At 71.1% G+C, this 15,719-nt stretch carries 11 protein-coding genes; 4 read left to right on the plus strand and 7 right to left on the minus strand.

The features are described 5' to 3' along the window. Positions 1 to 36: 36 nt before the first annotated feature. Positions 37 to 1,044, minus strand: coding sequence for a CHAD domain-containing protein (locus EPAKOI_RS05640; RefSeq protein WP_423193210.1), 1,008 nt, complete (start codon positions 1,042 to 1,044; stop codon positions 37 to 39). A 268-nt stretch (positions 1,045 to 1,312) separates the two neighbouring features. Here EPAKOI_RS05640 and EPAKOI_RS05645 point away from each other — a divergent pair, with 268 nt between their 5' ends. Beyond that, entirely contained in the window at positions 1,313 to 3,406 is a 2,094-nt protein-coding gene (locus EPAKOI_RS05645) for a DNA/RNA non-specific endonuclease (RefSeq protein ID WP_423193211.1), read from the plus strand. A gap of 163 nt (positions 3,407 to 3,569) precedes the next feature. On the opposite strand, the gene EPAKOI_RS05650 is transcribed toward EPAKOI_RS05645, so the two are convergent. Next, entirely contained in the window at positions 3,570 to 4,232 is a 663-nt protein-coding gene (locus tag EPAKOI_RS05650; RefSeq protein ID WP_423193212.1) for an ABC transporter ATP-binding protein, read from the minus strand. A 44-nt stretch (positions 4,233 to 4,276) separates the two neighbouring features. Between EPAKOI_RS05650 and EPAKOI_RS05655 the strand changes: the two genes are divergently transcribed. Genes EPAKOI_RS05655 through EPAKOI_RS05665 form a run of 3 tightly spaced genes read left to right on the plus strand, consistent with a single transcriptional unit; the run spans position 4,277 to position 8,086 of the window. Beyond that, entirely contained in the window at positions 4,277 to 5,575 is a 1,299-nt protein-coding gene (locus EPAKOI_RS05655) for a glycosyltransferase family 4 protein (protein WP_423193213.1), read from the plus strand. Positions 5,576 to 5,597: 22 nt separating this feature from the next. Further along, on the plus strand, positions 5,598 to 6,899 hold the full coding sequence (locus tag EPAKOI_RS05660; RefSeq protein ID WP_124684598.1) for a glycosyltransferase family 4 protein: 1,302 nt from the start codon (positions 5,598 to 5,600) through the stop codon (positions 6,897 to 6,899). Beyond that, positions 6,896 to 8,086 carry a polysaccharide biosynthesis/export family protein gene (locus EPAKOI_RS05665; RefSeq protein WP_423193214.1) on the plus strand — a complete coding sequence of 397 codons (1,191 nt, stop codon included), beginning with the start codon at positions 6,896 to 6,898 and terminating at the stop codon, positions 8,084 to 8,086. Before EPAKOI_RS05660 ends, EPAKOI_RS05665 begins: the two co-directional genes overlap by 4 nt. 34 nt (positions 8,087 to 8,120) lie before the next feature. On the opposite strand, the gene EPAKOI_RS05670 is transcribed toward EPAKOI_RS05665, so the two are convergent. The 5 genes from EPAKOI_RS05670 to EPAKOI_RS05690 are packed head-to-tail and all read right to left on the minus strand — an operon-like array spanning position 8,121 to position 15,708. Next, the gene (locus EPAKOI_RS05670) at positions 8,121 to 8,771 is read right to left on the minus strand and encodes a class I SAM-dependent methyltransferase (protein WP_423193215.1); all 651 of its coding nucleotides are present in this window, start codon (positions 8,769 to 8,771) and stop codon (positions 8,121 to 8,123) included. 41 nt (positions 8,772 to 8,812) lie between these two features. Further along, complete coding sequence (locus tag EPAKOI_RS05675; protein WP_423193216.1) at positions 8,813 to 10,513, minus strand: glycosyltransferase; 1,701 nt, start codon at positions 10,511 to 10,513, stop codon at positions 8,813 to 8,815. A 2-nt stretch (positions 10,514 to 10,515) separates the two neighbouring features. Then, entirely contained in the window at positions 10,516 to 12,012 is a 1,497-nt protein-coding gene (locus EPAKOI_RS05680; protein ID WP_423193217.1) for a mannose-1-phosphate guanylyltransferase/mannose-6-phosphate isomerase, read from the minus strand. 10 nt (positions 12,013 to 12,022) lie between these two features. Next, complete coding sequence (locus EPAKOI_RS05685) at positions 12,023 to 14,518, minus strand: glycosyltransferase (protein WP_423193218.1); 2,496 nt, start codon at positions 14,516 to 14,518, stop codon at positions 12,023 to 12,025. Between the two features lie 14 nt (positions 14,519 to 14,532). After that, the gene (locus EPAKOI_RS05690; protein ID WP_313837907.1) at positions 14,533 to 15,708 is read right to left on the minus strand and encodes a hypothetical protein; all 1,176 of its coding nucleotides are present in this window, start codon (positions 15,706 to 15,708) and stop codon (positions 14,533 to 14,535) included. Positions 15,709 to 15,719 lie beyond the last annotated feature (11 nt).

Here is a 15,719-nt window from a genome sequence, read left to right on the forward strand (position 1 = left end):
AGACCCTCTACAGGCTGGGCGATTACGCGCCCGCCATCAACCCCTGACCGCCACGGGCCGCCCGGTGGCGCGGAACCGCTTCCACAGCTTGCGCTGGTTGTCGCGGTCGTCCTGCACGCGGGCGGCCAGGAAGCCGCGCGCGTAGCTGGCGCCAGCGGAGGCCTTGCGGTGGTGCAGTTCCAGGTGGCTGAGCAGGCCGTCGGCCACGGCCATGTCGTTGCCCCAGCCCAGGTCGTCCTGCAGCTTCGACAGCACGCGCCGGTAGGGCTTCAGCGTCTTCGGCCGGAACAGGCCGGCGAAGAACTCGGTGGCGTAGCGCAGCTTCTTGGCCGCGATCCGGGCGCGGTGGCGGCGGTGCGCGTCGAGCTTGTGCAGCCCGCGTCCGCGCTGGACCAGCTTGCGGTGGCGCTTGCGTAGCACCTTGTCCGCATGGTCGATGGCGTGGGCATCGAGCTGCTTCGCGCGGGCCGAGTCAGTGCCGTCGCGCCACGGGGCGGTCGTGAGCCACTGGTCGAGCGCCTGCATCAACTCGGCGTAGCGGGGCGAGGTGACCGCCTGGGCGGCATCGGCCTGGCGCGCTTGCTCGATCGACAGTGCGGCGGCGCTGGTTTCGCGCAGCGCGTCGCGCTGGTCGTCGCCGGCATCCACCTGGCGCAGCGTGGCATTCGCCAGCACGTGCCAGTCGCGCGCGCGGCCCAGTTCGTCGGCCAGCCACTTCACTTCCTCCTCCATGCCGTCCGGCAGCGTCACCACGCCCTCGAACAGGTCCAGCGCGGAGCGGAAGCGGCGCAGCCCCACGCGCATCTGGTGCACGCCTTCCGGTGAATCGCCGGCCGCCACCAGCGGCGCGTTGGCGTGCACCTGGTCCAGGCAGTTGTGCAGGATCTTGCAGAACGCCGATTCCACGGTGTCGCGCCGCTTCAGCGTCAGCCGGGCCGCCGTGGTGGCCGAGCGGGTGTCGGTGTGCGGGTCGGGCCGCGCCGTCGGGTCGCTGGCGTTCGGCCGCTGTGCCAGGTCGGTCGGCAGCTTCAGTTCGTTCTCCATGGTCGCCTTTCCTTGTGCAGCGCGCGTCCCGCCGGGGAACGACCATGCCGTTCGTACAAGCGGTGCGCGGGAATTACATGCCCTGGGGCGCCCGGGCCGTTGCGGACGGGCGCCGTCAGGGCGCTGCGGGAATGGCTGCAAGAGCCATGCCTTTGCCGGGCGCAGGCCGGCTCTCTGTCATGAAATTGACATATTCGGCGTCGCTGTCACAAAACCGTCGCAGCGGTGCGCCAAGCTCGTCGGCCACACCCACTGCGGGAGAGGCACGATGCGCTGGCTGAACGACCTATCCACGAGTCAGATGAAGGCGCTGGTCGAGGCCACCGCCGCCGAGCGGCGGCGCGTGCGCCAGTTGCTGAAGGAGGGCCGGCCCGAGCAGGCCGAGCAGGACCCGGTGCGCCGGCGCGCGTTCTCGGTCAAGAGCGGGGTGTCGATGGGCATGCCCGAGTCGGTGTCGGGCACCAACGACTTCCAGCCGGTCAGCTTCCTGGTCGATGGCGCCACGGCGCGGCGTTGTGTCTGCCGTGTGCAGATCGAGCTTGACGGCGCCACCGAGAGCGCCACCGCGTTCCTGATCAGCCCGTCGCTGATCATGACCAACCAGCATGTGATCCGCAGCGTGGACCACGCGCGCGCCGCCGAGCTGGTGTTCGACGACGAGATCAACGGCGCCGGCCAGCCCGTGGCGCCCACCGTGTTCGTGCTAGACCCCGACCGGCTGGCGGTGTTCTCGCCCGAGGCCGAGCTGGACTACGCCGTCGTGGCCGTGGGCCACCGCGTGCAGGGCGCCGGCGCGCTGGCCGATTTTGGCTACGTGCCGCTCAGCGACGCCAAGGACAAGCACCGCAAGGGCATGGCCGTCAACATCATCCAGCACCCGCGCGGGCGCAAGAAGACCATCGCCATCCGCAACAACTTCCTGCTGGACCGGCGCGACCAGTACCTGATCTACGATACCGACACACTGCCGGGCACGTCGGGCTCGCCCGCGTTCAACGACGACTGGGAAGTGATCGCGCTGCATCACTATGGCCAGGGCGACAACGAGGAAGACGCGGCGGGCACGCGCCAGGCCGTGGTCAACGTCGGTATCCGGATCAGCGCGATCTACACCGATCTCAAGCAACGCACCGAGACCCTGGCGGCTGGCCCGCAGAAAGACCTGCTGGTCGATGCGCTGAGCCGCTACGCCGCGGCGCGGCCCGCCACGCGGCAGCAACTGGAACGCCGTCCGCCGCCGTCTGCGGCCGTGGTGCCGGTCCGCACCGGCGGCCAGGCGGAATCGATGCGGCTGGCGCGCGGCACGTCGGCGCCCGTGTTATCGGCCGATGGCGGCGCCTCGCTGGTCGTGCCTCTGCAGATCAGCATCCGTCTGGCCGATACCGCCGCCCCGGCGCCCGCGCCGCCCGCGACGCCGGTTCTGGCGCCGACCCCGGCGCTGCGGCTCAGCGGCCAGCCGGAGCGCGCGCGGCTGGATCGAGACTACGCCAATCGCAGCGGCTTCGACGGCGGCTTCATCAAGGGGCTCGACATCGATCTCGGCCAGCTTGTGCGCGGCATCCAGGCCCGGACGCTGCCGCTGCTGGACGGCACCACGCCCGGCTTGCTGCACTACCAGAATTTCAGCGCCATCGTCCATGCCGCGCGCCGGCTGGCCCTGTTCACGGCGACCAATATCGACGGCCCGACCTACATCGAGCTGAAGCGCAGCCCGGCGCCGCGCGAGCCCGAGCGCGAGGCGTGGTACCGCGACCCGCGCGTGGACCCGGCCGGCGTCATCGACGATACGTTCTACGCGGCCTGGAGCGCGCTGTTCGACCGGGGACACCTGACCCGCCGCGCCGATGCCACCTGGGGCGATTTCGCCGCGCGTGCCGAGACCGATACCTTCCACTTTCCGAACTGCACGCCGCAGCACTTCCTGTTCAACCAGGGCGACAACCTCTGGCAGGGCATCGAGCAATACGTGCTGGAGCGCGGCGTGCGGACCATCGAGGGCGCCCGGCTGTCGGTGCTGCAGGGACCGGTCTTCAACGACGAGACCGACCTCTGGGCCGACGACGTGCAGATCCCGTCCGCCTACTGGAAGCTCGTGGCGTGGCACGGCGCCAGCGGGCTCAAGGCCGTGGCGCTGCTGGCCGACCAGCGCGACGTGCTGGACATCAACCGCGGCGACGCGCACCCGGCCAAGGGCGTGGACGCCGGCATCCGCAAGTTCGTGGTGCCGGTGCCGCAACTGGAGACGATGACCGGGCTCGACCTGTCCGCGTTCCGCGCCATCGACACGGCCGGCGGCCAGGTGCCCACGCCGGGAGAGCGCTTCCGCGAAGTGCGCGACCTCGACGACATCCCGCTGCGCTAGCAGTCCCGCCCGCCCCGCCTGCCCCAATGACCCGCGCGCCCGTCGGGGCGGGGTCTGCCGCGCCCGGCCCGAATATGGCGCCCCCGTTTCAAAATCTGCCCAATCCGTGACGCAAGTGCGTCATCGCGCAAGGTCACGCTTTCGCCCGTGTCGTGCCGTCCGTTCAGGCTGGCGCCCGTTGCAGGTCATGGTGGGCGTACAGCGCGTCGTCGATGGTGTCGAAGCGGCGCAGCGTGCCGTTGTGCAGGACGGCCCCGGTGTTACAGAAATCGGTCAGCGTGGACGGGTCGTGCGAAACCATGATCAGCGCCGCGTTGGCCAGCCGGGCGCGCAGCGCGTCGTGGCAACGCTGGCGGAAGCGGGCGTCGCCGGCCGCCGTCACCTCGTCGATCAGGTAGCAGTCGAAATCCACGGCCAGCGAGATCGCGAACGCCAGCCGCGCCGACATGCCGGCCGAGTAGGCATGCACCGGCATGCGGAAGTAGCGGCCCAGCTCGGCAAAGTCGTTGACGAACGCGAGCGTGTCGTCGATCGGCTTGCCGTACACGCGCGCGATGAAGCGTGCATTGTCGGCCCCGGTCAGGCTGCTCTGGAACGCGCTGCTGTAGCCCAGCGGCCACGACACGGAGAACGTACGTTGCACCTGGCCGCTGGTGGGCAGCTCCACGCCCGCGGCCAGGCGCATCAGCGTGGACTTTCCAGCGCCATTGGCACCGCAGATGCCAAGCGCGGTGCCACGGCCGATGGTGAAGGAAACGTTTTGAAGGACGGTGGTCGGAACATGCCCCACGAGATAGCGCTTGCTGACGTTCTGGAAGGAAATCATTGGCGTGGCCCGATGCGGTGCGCGGAGGTTTTCGGTGCCGCATTATGAGCACGATCCTTCGTACCGATCAATCGCGGCCGGCGCGCGATGCGGTGGCGCCACGCCACGCGCCCGTGGTCATTCCTGCATTGCCTTGCGCGCAACCGCCCGTGGACCTGGGTGTTGGCATCGATGCCCGCACGTGGAGCCTCGGCGCCGGCACGGGGGTGGCCACCTATGCGCGCTCGCTCGGCGCGAGCCTGGCGCGTGCCGGCGTGGCGGTGCACTGGCTCGGTGGCGGCCGGCCTGCGCGTACGCCGGGGGGCGCGGCACGCGAGTCCGCGCCCGCGCGATGGCTGGCCGCGCTGCGCACCGGCACGCGAGAGGCCGTCTTCGAGCGCCACGCGGGCCTGGCCGAACCCCAGCATCGCGTGCACGATGGGGGCCGTCTGTTCCGCGAGGCCCAGAGCTACTTCAACCTTCACCAGCGCCTGATGCGCGTGCGCTGCGCCGCGCCGCCGGCCATCATGCACTGGACCTATCCGCTGCCGCTGTACCTGGAAGGCGCGCGTAACGTCTACACCGTCCATGACCTGATCCCGCTCACGCATCCGCGCCTGACGTCGATCGGTGCCGCGCGGCACCTGCGCCTGCTGCGCGAGATCGTCGCGCAGGCGGACCATCTGGTGACCGTCTCCGACGCCTCGCGCGCCGAGATCATCGACGTACTCGGTTGCCCGCCCGCGTTCGTCACCAATACGTCGCAGGCCGTGCACGCGGCGCTGCAGCGCGATCCGGGCCTGCCGGCCGGCCTGCGGCCAGGTGGCTACTTCATCTGCTGCGGCATGCCCGAAGCGCGCAAGAACCTGCCGCGCCTGGTGGCGGCCCATCGCACCGCGCAGACGTCCCGCGCGCTGGTGGTGGCCGGCCCCATCGCGCGCGACATCCCGCAGATCGAGTCGATGCTGGCGCGCTCGCCGGGCGTGATCCGGCTGCCCTGGCTGCCGCAGGCGGAGCTGATGGCGCTGATCCGCCAGGCGCGCGCGATGCTGTTCCCGTCGCTGGCCGAGGGCTTTGGCCTGCCCGTGGCGGAGGCCATGGCGCTGGGCACGCCGGTGATGACCAGCAATGCTGGCGCGCTGCGCGAAGTGGGGGGGGGCGGCCACGCGCTGCACGTCGACCCGCGCGACACGCATGCCATGGCCCGCGCCATCCGGGCGCTGGACCGCGACGACCAGTTGTGCCGCCGCCTGCGTGCCGCCGGCTTCGAGCAGGTGGCCGCGTTTGCCCCGCGCGGTTACGCGCAGCGGCTGCTGGCGCTCTATGCCGATGTCTGCGGCGCCACCGCGCGCGGCGTCGCCTGACTCCCACATCGACAGGACAGCCATGCGCATCGGTGTGGATGGATTCAATCTGGCGCTGCCCAATGGCTCCGGCGTGGCCACCTACGCCCGCACGCTGGCGTGGTCGCTCGCGCGGATGGGGCACGACGTGGACCTGGTCTACGGCCTCGCGGTCGGGGCACGCACCGCCGCGCCGCTGCGCGAGGTGCTGTTCTTCGATGCGCTGGACCGGCCGCGCCGCGTGTCGCGCAACCGGCTGGCGGCCATCGGCACGGCCTGCGCCGACGTCCTGGGGCGCACGGCGGTACACGTGCCGCGCACGGACAGCGTCATCGCCCGTGGCCTGGAAGCGCGCGTGCCCGACAGCAGCCGGCTCTTCACGAGTCCCGACCTGTTCGACGCGGCGGCGCGGCATTTCCGGCGCCACGGCAGGTTTCTGCGGTTGCGCGTGCCCGATCCGCCGGACATCATGCACTGGACCTATCCGCTGCCCGTGCGGATCGAAGGCGCGCGCAACATCTACACGATCCACGACCTGGTGCCGCTGCGCCTGCCGTACACGTCGCTGGAGAACAAGCGCTACCACTACCGGCTGGTGCGCGCGTGCCTGCGCGACGGCGACCACGTCTGCACCGTGTCCGAAGCCAGCCGGGCCGACCTGCTGCGGATGTTTCCCGCCGCCGACCCAGCGCGTATCACGAACACCTGGCAGGCCGTCATGCCCGTGCCGCTGGCCGATGCCGACGATGGCGCGCGGCTGGCAACCGCATTCGAACTGGCGCCGCGCGGATACTTCCTGTACTTCGGCGCCATCGAGCCGAAGAAGAACATTGGCCGGCTCGTGGAGGGCTACCTGGCCGCGCAGGTCGACACGCCGCTCGTCATCGTCGGCGCGCGGGCCTGGAAGAGCGCGGCCGAGACGCGGCTGCTGCACGGTGACGGCGGGCATCCGCTGCGCGGCGTCAGTGAACGCATCCGCCGCTATGACTACCTGCCGCGTCCGTGGCTGATGACGCTGGTGCGCCAGGCGCGCGCCGTGGCCTTCCCGTCGATCTACGAAGGCTTTGGCCTGCCGGTGCTGGAGGCCATGGCGGTGGGCACGCCGGTGCTGACGTCGAACGTGGCGTCGCTGCCCGAGGTGGCCGGCGACGCGGCGCTGATGGTCGATCCGTACAGCGTGTCCGACATCGCGGCCGGCTTCCGGCGGCTCGATGCCGACGCCGATCTCCGCGCGCAACTGTCTGCCCTGGGCCCGCGCCAGGCGCAGCGGTTTGCGCCCGAACCCTATCAAGCCAGGCTGCGCGCGATGTACGCGCGCGTGCTGTCCCTTCCCGATTCACCATGAAACGACCGTCCGCTTCCCTCGCTTCCCTTGCTTCCCTTGCTCACCTTGCGCCCCGGGCCTGGCTGGCGCCGCGCGCCGTGGCGCTGGCCTGCGCCGCCGTGCTGGGCGGCTGTGCCTACCTGCCCAGCAGCGGCCCCACGGCGCGCGACATCCTCGACGCGCAGGCCAGCGCCGCCAACGCGCTGGGCTATCGCATCGCCGACGTCGACGCCGACCTGATCGGCAAGCTCGACGCCATGCCCGCCGCGCCCGTCGATGTGCCCGTGTCGCGCGGCGGTGACACCGTCTTCGAGCGCATCGGGGCCGGCGATACGCTGGGCATCTCGATCTTCGAAGTCGGCACCACGCTGTTCGGCCCGGCCTCCACGCTGGGGGCGATGGGCGGCGGCATGACGGCGGTCCCGCAGCCCACCGCGGCCGGGCAGGCCATGCCGACGGTCACGGTGGCCGCCGACGGCACGATTCCGGTGCCCTACGCGGGCCGCATTCGGGCCGCCGGCCGCACGCCGCGCGAACTGGAAGACGCCATCCGCGCCGCGCTGCGGAGCAAGTCGCAAGACCCCCAGGTGGTGGTCAGCGTGCGCGACAACCTGGCCAACAGCGTGATGGTGATGGGCGAGGTCCGCAAGCCGGGCCGGGTGCCGCTGACGCCCGGCGGCGAGCGTGTGCTGGACATGGTGGCGCTGGCCGGCGGCGCGGCCTATCCGATGACCGACGTCGCCGCGCGCCTGACACGCGGACAGACCACGCTGGAACTGCCGCTGGCCGACCTGTCGCCCGAGAGCGACGCCAACCTGCCGCTGCGGCCGCAGGACCGCCTGATGATCGAACGCCGGCCGCGCAGCTTCTCGGTCATGGGCGCGGCCGGCAAGGTATCGCAGGTACCGTTCGACGCCCCGCGCGTGAACCTGGCGGAAGCCGTGGCCAAGGTGGGCGGCCCCGGCGACCTGCAGGCCGACCCGCGCGCGATCTTCGTGTTCCGCTACCAGCCCGATACCGCGCCCGTGATCTACCGGCTCGACCTGATGAACCCGTCCAGCTACTTCCTGGCGCAGCGCTTCGCCATGCGCGACAAGGACGTGGTCTACATCGCCAACGCCGAATCCAACGGCCTTACCAAGTTCGTGTCGATCCTGAACCTGCTGTTCTCGCCGGTCTATACCGGGAATCAGTTCTTCAAGCGGTGAGGGAAGGGGGCCGGCCCGCGGCCCGCCGCCTTTGTCATGGCCACTGCAGCCGGCTACGGATCTCCTGGACCGGCCAGATGGCGAGGCTCTTGTCGGCAAAGTGCCCGTCGTGCTCGTCGCAGCCCTCGATGATGTACCGGCGTGGGGCGGGCCAGTGAAACGGCGCCAGCTCGAAGTTCAGGCGGCGCCACTGTCCAAAGTCGATCTCTTCGTTGGCCGATGGCGTGCGGAACGAAAAGTGCGTGGTCAGCAGATACAGCGCACCACTGCTGCAGATGTTGCGCAGCGCCGCCGCGATGCTGGCATGCGGAAAGTGCACCAGGCCATCGCGGCACAGCACCGCGTCGACTTTCGGCAAAGGCGAGGCGATCACGTCCAGGTGCTCGAACTGTATGCGGGGGCCCCGGTAAGTCCGCCGGTTGTGCTCGACGAGTTCCGGCACGATGTCGGCGCCGATGTAGTGGACGCCGCCCAGGTCGACGTGCCGCATCCAGTTGAAGTCGCCGCAAGGGATGTCCAGCACCGATCGGATGTTGAACTCCCGAAGCAGATGCGGCAACTCCGTCCGCAGATGGCGAGTGCGCGTCATTTCGGAGCCGGACCCCGAGACGGATTCGGGGCTGCCCCATTGGTTCCGGTGATAGATCTCGGTGAAGACGGCCTGCGCTTCGTTTGCCTGGTTCATGAGGGTTTCCTGCTCTGTTTTCGTGGGGAGGATAGAAGGCGTCAGGGGGCGGCACGGTCCGAAAGCCGCCAGTTGCCCTGGGTCGATTGCTTGTAGGCCATGGTGTCGCGTTCCTCCGAGAAGCTCTCGTACTGCCCCTTGGTCAGCAGCAGCACGCGTGCGCAGGCGTCCGGCTCGCTCATGAGCAGATGGCTCACTGCACGGGTCAGAATGCCGGGGCCCGTCGCGTGCCAGATATCCAGCCGGACGCCGGCCCGTCGGGCGCGCGTCAGTTGGGCAAGCAACTGTTCCAGCACGCGCCCGACGATGGCCGAGCGGGGCCTCGCTGCGAGGAATGCGTTGTAGAGGTACGGCGCCACGTCGGCGGAGCGCGCGGCAACCAGCTCGACCGAGGCAAGCGCGTGCAGGATGGGCGCCAGCGGCCTGCGGCAGTACTCGTCGGCGTCCACATAGATGCCCCCGTCACTGGCCAGATAGGCGATGCGGAACACATCGGACTTCATGGCCGGATGGTGGCACCAGTCGTAGCTTGCCGCCGCCTCCTCGCCGTACCGGTCGAGGATGTAGGCCCTGGCCGATGCATCGTCGAAGACGATATGGCGTAGCCCAGGGTTCATGGCCGACCAGGACGACATGGCATCCATGACTTCCGGGGGCGGGCTGGGGGTGTCCCAGAACTGGACCAGCGTCGTCGCGGCAGGCACGCCGCCGTCCGCATGCGGCGCGCCCGTGCCTTCCCGAAAGGTCTGCAGCCGGCCACTGGCGTGCTGGGCCGCCAGGGCGAACATGAAGGGCGCGGTGTCGTCGGGGGCGTCGTGCATCCATTCCCGGCAGTGTTCGAGCAGCAACTCGCCTTCGTTCAACGCCAGAAGTACCGAGCTTGCCAGCGCGCGGGATTCCTGTGATACGCGCCGCAGTGCGGGGGTCAGCAGACGCCACGCGACGTCGTTTTCGCCCACTTCATACCGCAGGCGGGCCGTCGCGATCTCGAACGCGGCTTGGCCGCCGAACAGCCGGCGGATGCTGTCGAGGAAAGCGACCGCCGCGGCCGGCCCGGTATCCCGGGCGAGCACGTCGGCGTGGATGGCAAATGCCCCCCAGGTGTGGGGATGCTGGCGCATGACTGTCCGGGCAATGGACCCGGCGGCACGGTGCTTGCCAATCTGGCCGAGCAGGCCGGCCAGCCGCAGCGTGTCGGGCAGGGTTGAGCGCTCGCCGTCGGCGTGGCGGCGGGCCGCCAGTCTCTGGCGCGCCTCGTGGCGGGCCGCGCGCCAGGCCGCGATCGCGTTGTCGCGCGCCGCGGCCCACCAGCTTGGCAGCGACGCGGGCAGCGGGGCGAGGATGTGCGCGGCGCGTCCCAGCATCTGCATCGATGCCAGCGCGTTGCCGAGGTTGAGCCGAAACTCCGCGCAGTGAGGATCGAGTTCGAACGCCGACGTGAACAGCCGCAGCGCTTCCCACCGCCGGGCGATGCCGGTGGACCAGAGCATCTGCGCCAGCTGGAATCGCGGCCACGGGTCGGTCGCGGATAGCGAGATGCAGCGCCGCAATGCCACCATGGCAAGCCGCGTCTCACCGTTGTGCCGGTGCAGCAGCCCCTTGCGGTACCACGCCAGCGTACAGCTTTCCTCGGTGTCGAGGATCCTGCGGTAGGCGTCCAGCGCAGCGTCGAAGCGGCCCGCTTCCGCCAGCGACTGCGCTTCCGCCAGATCGGCCTGTAGGGTTGCGTTGGCTTCCGGCATGCCTATCCCCGCCCGTACACGTCATCGAACCGCACGATGTCGTCCTCGCCCAGATAGCTGCCCGACTGCACCTCGATGATCTCCAGCGTGGTCTTGCCGGGGTTTTCCAGGCGGTGCGCCACGCCCAGCGGGATGTAGGTCGACTGGTTCTCGCTGACCAGGAACGATTCCTCGCCGCGCGTCACGCGCGCCGTACCGCGCACGACGATCCAGTGTTCGGCGCGGTGGTGGTGCATCTGCAGCGACAGGCGGCCGCCGGGTTCGACGACAAGGCGTTTCACCTGGAAGCGCTCGCCCTGGTCGATCGACTCGAAGCGGCCCCAGGGGCGTTCCACGCGGCGGTGCGTGCTGGCCTCGGTGCGGCGCTGGGCGCGGATCTTCTCCACGGCCGTCTTGACGTGCTGTACATGGGCCATGTCCGCCACCAGCACGGCGTCAGGGGTTTCCACCACGGCCAGGTTGCGGGTGCCGACGCAGACCACCAGCCGGCTGGCCGCGTGCGCCAGCGTGGTGTGCGCGCCTTCCAGCAGCACCTGGCCCCGCACGGCATTGTCGGCGGCGTCGCGCGGCATGCGCTGCCAGATGGCGTCCCAGGCGCCCAGGTCGCACCACCCGGCGTCCAGCGGTACCACGGCCGCCGGCGTGTCGCCCAGGCGCTCCATCACGGCGTAGTCGATGGAATCGGCGTGGCAGGCGGCAAACGCGGCCTCGTCCAGCAGCAGGCCGTCGGGCAGCGGCGTTGCCGAGGCGTGGGCCTGCCGGCACGCCAGCAGGGTCTGTGGATGCAGTTGGGCCACCAGGCCCAGCCACACGTCGGCGCGCACCACGAAGATGCCGCTGTTCCACCAGTGCTGGCCGGCGGCGACGTACCGCGCGGCCACGTTGTGCGACGGCTTCTCGACAAAGCGCGCCAGCCGCCGCGTGCCGCTGTCGTCCAGCGCGGTACCGAGTTCGATGTAGCCGTAGCCGGTCTGCGCCGCATCCGGCACCACGCCCAGCGTGACGACGGCGCCGTCTGCGGCATGGCCGGCTGCCGTGGCAATGGCCTGCCGGAACGCGGCGGTATCGCCCATGGCATGGTCGGCCGGCATCGCCACGATCACGGCGTCGGGGCGCGTGGCGGCGATGTCGAGCGCGGCCGCGGTCAGCGCGGGCGCGGTGTTGCGCGGGCACGGCTCCAGCAGCAGCCGGGGCCGATGGCCGCTGCCGCGCAGCTGGCGCGCCGTGGCCTCGGCATGGGCGTGGCCGCAGACCACCATGACCTGCGGCGCCGCCTGCAGCCCCGGCGCGTCGATGCCGGCAAGCCGCCCGGCCGTGGCGCACAGCAGCGTGGTATCGCCAAGCAGCCCCGGGATCAGCGGCTTTGGCATCTGCTCCCGCGATAGCGGCCAGAGCCGCGTGCCGGCGCCGCCGGCCAGGATCACGGGCTGCAGCAGGATCGCCGTGGCGGCGGCCGTGGCGTCGGCGGTCCGCGCCACGGGCATGTCGATGACGTCCATCACGGCCCCCCTAGAGTCCGGCCAGCAGTTGCGAGGTCTGGCGCGCCGCCAGCAGAAAGCGGTCCGTCTCGGCCGGTACCGCCAGCGCGTCGAGGCTGCCCAGCGTCACGGCTTCCACCAGACGCAGGCGCGCGGCCGTATCGTCGGCCGCGCAGACGTACACCCCCAGCACGGCCGGCCCGATCACGCGCGCGTCGGCGCCCTGGGTGGTCTCGCCGAGCGATTCGTGCACGTCGGCGTGAAGCGACAGTTCCAGCGGCTGGCCAGGCGGCGGGGCATCCACGTCGATGGCAATCCAGCGCTCGCGCCCGGCGTCGAGCCGGCCTTCGCTGCGCGGTCCGTCGCCACATTCCAGCCGGTACTGCGTGGCGCGCGACGGCAGCCCGCGCACGCACAGGTAGACGCGCACCCTGGCATCGGCCAGGTCGTCCGCCAGCCGCAGTGCCAGCCGGCTGTCGCCCGGCCGGCTCCAGCAGCCCCAGTCCTCCACGCCGTGCCAGCCGTCGCCGGCGCGCAGGCTCTCGGTGACCACCGTGCCCTGGGCCAGCGGCAGCCGCCGCGGCGCGGCCATCGGGTAGAAGCGGCCGGCCGCGAGCGTCGGGGCCGGCGCGGCGCGCTGCGCATCGCCGATGCCGCCCTGCCAGCGGTGCACGGCCTGCGCGATCTGGTCGCCCAACTGCTGCCAGGTGCGCGGCCGGAACTCCGCCGCGATGCGCTGCTCGCGCGACCGGCGGTACGGCACGTCGAAGATCAGCTTTTCCACCACGCGCAGCAGTTCACCCGGCGACTGCGGATCGAAGTAGTCGGCCAGCAGCCCACCGGCCTCCGGCAGCGACGCCACGTCGGACACCGCCGGCACCTTGCCGTGGCACAGCGATTCGGTCACGGGCAGCCCCCAGCCTTCGTACAGGCTTGGATACAGCGTGAACAGGCAGCGCTCCAGCAGCAGCGCCACCTGCGGGTCGGCCAGCCCGGACAGGATCGTCACGCGGCTCGCCAGCACGGGATCGTTGTCGAGCATCGCCAGGGCGGCCTCGTTCTTCCAGCCCCGGGCGCCCACGCAGACGAGCTGCGGTACGTGCCGCGCGCCATGGTGGTCGATCAGGCTGCACCACGCGCGAAACGCGGCCAGGTGGTTCTTGCGCGGCTCCACCGTCGACAGCATCAGCACGAACGGCTGCCGGCTCCAGCCCCAGCCCTGCATGTTGGCGGCCTCTGGCGCGCGCAGGCCGGGCTTGCGGATGTCGGCATCCAGCCGCACCACTTCCACGTGGCCCGCCGGCAGCGGCTGGCCCAGCCGCGCGGCGGCGGCTTCCAGGTCGCGCCGTGTCGATTCCGAATTCACGAGGAAGCGGTCGGCGTGCGCAAACGCGCCCAGCAGCCACGCGGCAAAGCGGTCGACCAGGTCGTCCACGCAATGCTCGGGCATGACCACGGGGATCAGGTCGTGGACGAACGGCACGTAGCGGATGCCGTATCGCTGCCTGGCCAGCCGCACGTGCAGCAGGTACTCCGGAAACCACGACGTGCCCAGGCTGACCAGCCACGCGCCGCGCGGGAACGCCATTGGCGCGCTGCCCAGCATCAGCGTGTCCAGTTGCATCAGCGTCTGCTGCCAGGCTGCCGGCGGCGCGTCGCCGTGGCCCAGGCAGATCCGGCAGAGTTGCGCGAACAGCGCGCCGGGCACTTCCAGCCAGCCCTGGTCGCCGAGGTAGCACACCATCGGCGCGGGATGCGCGGGATCGGTGGCGCGGCAGGCGGCGGAGATCAGTTCGAGCTGCACGCGCTGGATGCCGGTGGGCAGGCGCGAACTGCGAAAGTGGTGGATCAGGTCGGTGGCGTCGAAGACGATGGCGGCGCCCTGGCCGGCGGGCCGGGTCGCCTGCAGCGCGTCGCGGTCGATCCGGCGCAGGATCTCGACGGCGCTGGCCAGTTGCTCGCGGGCCAGCCGGGCCGCTTCGGCATGGGCCGGGTTGGTCGGGTTGGCCGGGTGGGTCGCGGCGGCGCGTGCGGCGTCAAGCATCACGGACAGCGCGGCGACCGGGTCGTCGGCCGGCACCATGGCCGGTGCACGGTTCCACGTGCCGCGCAGGGCGTGCATGTCCACGCGGATGCCGCGCAGCGCCAGCGCGTGCAGTTCGCGCAGCGCGTCGTCATGGCCCGGCGCCAGCGTCAGCGCCTGCGCGTAGCAGGCGGCGGCCTCCTCCAGAGCGCCGGCCAGCTTGGCGGCGTGGCCCATCTGCAGATGGGTATCGGCCACGTCGGGCGCCAGCCCCAGTGCCCGCCGATAGGCGGCGCGCGCTTCCACGACGTTGCCGCTTTCCTTGAGCGCGTGGCCGTACTGCACCCAGATCGGCGCCAGTTCGGGGCGCGCGTCCAGGGCCTGGCGATAGTGCGCGGCGGCGGTGCCCCAGTCGCGCGCGTCGCGCGCGGCGTCGGCGGTGGCCACCAGCGCGGCGGCCTGGCCGCCGTCCTGGTCGGCCCACATCTTCTTGAACAGTTTCACAACGGGTCTCCGGGTCAGGCCGCGTGCTCGCGCACGCCGGCCACGATCAGCCAGCCGATGCCATAGGCCACCAGCAGGCTGACGAACAGGCTGGTCACGATCAGTGCGCTGCGCGGGTAAAGCGCCCGCACGGGCAGGTTTGGCTCCACCACGCGCACGATGTAGAGCTGCTGCTTGAGCGCGTTCTCGCGCGCGGTTTCCAGCGCGGTGGCCACGCCCGCGTAGCGCTTGGCGGCAAAGTCCTGCTTCATCAGCAGGCGCTGGTAATCGGCCATGCGCGGCGCGGTGCCCTGCGCATCGGTCAGCCGGGCCTGCTGGGCGGCCAGTTGCTGTGCCAGGCCGGCCACGCGGTCGCGCAGCGCCACGGCCTGCGGGCTACCGGCGTCCACGGCCGCCAGCACGGTGGCCAGTTGCGCGCGCGACTGGGCCAGCGATTCCTCCAGCCGGCCCACCAGCGTCTGCTGGCCCACGCCGGTCTTTTCCGGGTCGATGTCGCGCTGCTGCAGCCGGAACGTGGTCAGCGCGCGCTGGGCTTCGATCACCTGGGCCTCGGCCTCCCTGAGTTCGGCCGTGGCCACGCGCACCGCGTCTTCCACGGCACGCTGGTTGAACGCGTTGACGCGCGACTCGCCCAGCGTCAGCAGCCAGCTTGCCAGCGCCCGCGCGTCGTCCGGGCGGAACGCATGCACGCGCAGCGTCGTGATGCCGGTGTCCTGGCTGAAAGCCACGGTCACCTGGCGCCGGTAGTAGCGCAGCAGCGTCTCCGGGCTCGGATCGGCCCACCAGAGCCGCGACACCACGTCTGCTTCCGGGCGGCGGAACAGCGACACGAGATCCACCTTGTCGTGGAGCGCGCGCACGGCGTCGTGCGACTCCAGGTAATCGCCCACGCTGAACGATTGCGCCTGCGCGTCGTTGAGCACGCCGGCCAGCCCCAGCATCTGGCCCAGGCCGCCCGTGCCCTGCGGCAGCTGCGACTGCGTGGACCGCACCACGAAGCGCGCCTCGGACTCGTACTGGCTGGCGGCTATGCCGAAGTAGTAGAGCGCGGCCAGCAGCGTCGGGAGTACCACCACGGCCAGGAACACGCGGTGTCGGTGCCAGAACGCCGCGAGGCGTGGCGCCTGGGCGTGGGATGCCGGATGGGCGGGTATCTCGGCGGCGGGGGCGGTCGATGCATCGGCGGTCATGGCGTGGCGTG

The organism is Cupriavidus sp. H18C2 (genome assembly GCF_049393795.1).
Taxonomy (GTDB): Bacteria; Pseudomonadota; Gammaproteobacteria; order Burkholderiales; family Burkholderiaceae; genus Cupriavidus; species Cupriavidus pauculus_C.

Coding starts and splice junctions, on each gene's coding strand:
- EPAKOI_RS05680 (WP_423193217.1), bottom strand. CDS start 12,012: ATGGACGTCATCGACATGCCCGTGGCGCGGACCGCCGACGCCACGGCC.
- EPAKOI_RS05675 (WP_423193216.1), bottom strand. CDS start 10,513: ATGCCGGAAGCCAACGCAACCCTACAGGCCGATCTGGCGGAAGCGCAG.
- EPAKOI_RS05645 (WP_423193211.1), top strand. CDS start 1,313: ATGCGCTGGCTGAACGACCTATCCACGAGTCAGATGAAGGCGCTGGTC.
- EPAKOI_RS05665 (WP_423193214.1), top strand. CDS start 6,896: ATGAAACGACCGTCCGCTTCCCTCGCTTCCCTTGCTTCCCTTGCTCAC.
- EPAKOI_RS05650 (WP_423193212.1), bottom strand. CDS start 4,232: ATGATTTCCTTCCAGAACGTCAGCAAGCGCTATCTCGTGGGGCATGTT.
- EPAKOI_RS05640 (WP_423193210.1), bottom strand. CDS start 1,044: ATGGAGAACGAACTGAAGCTGCCGACCGACCTGGCACAGCGGCCGAAC.
- EPAKOI_RS05690 (WP_313837907.1), bottom strand. CDS start 15,708: ATGACCGCCGATGCATCGACCGCCCCCGCCGCCGAGATACCCGCCCAT.
- EPAKOI_RS05670 (WP_423193215.1), bottom strand. CDS start 8,771: ATGAACCAGGCAAACGAAGCGCAGGCCGTCTTCACCGAGATCTATCAC.
- EPAKOI_RS05660 (WP_124684598.1), top strand. CDS start 5,598: ATGCGCATCGGTGTGGATGGATTCAATCTGGCGCTGCCCAATGGCTCC.
- EPAKOI_RS05655 (WP_423193213.1), top strand. CDS start 4,277: ATGAGCACGATCCTTCGTACCGATCAATCGCGGCCGGCGCGCGATGCG.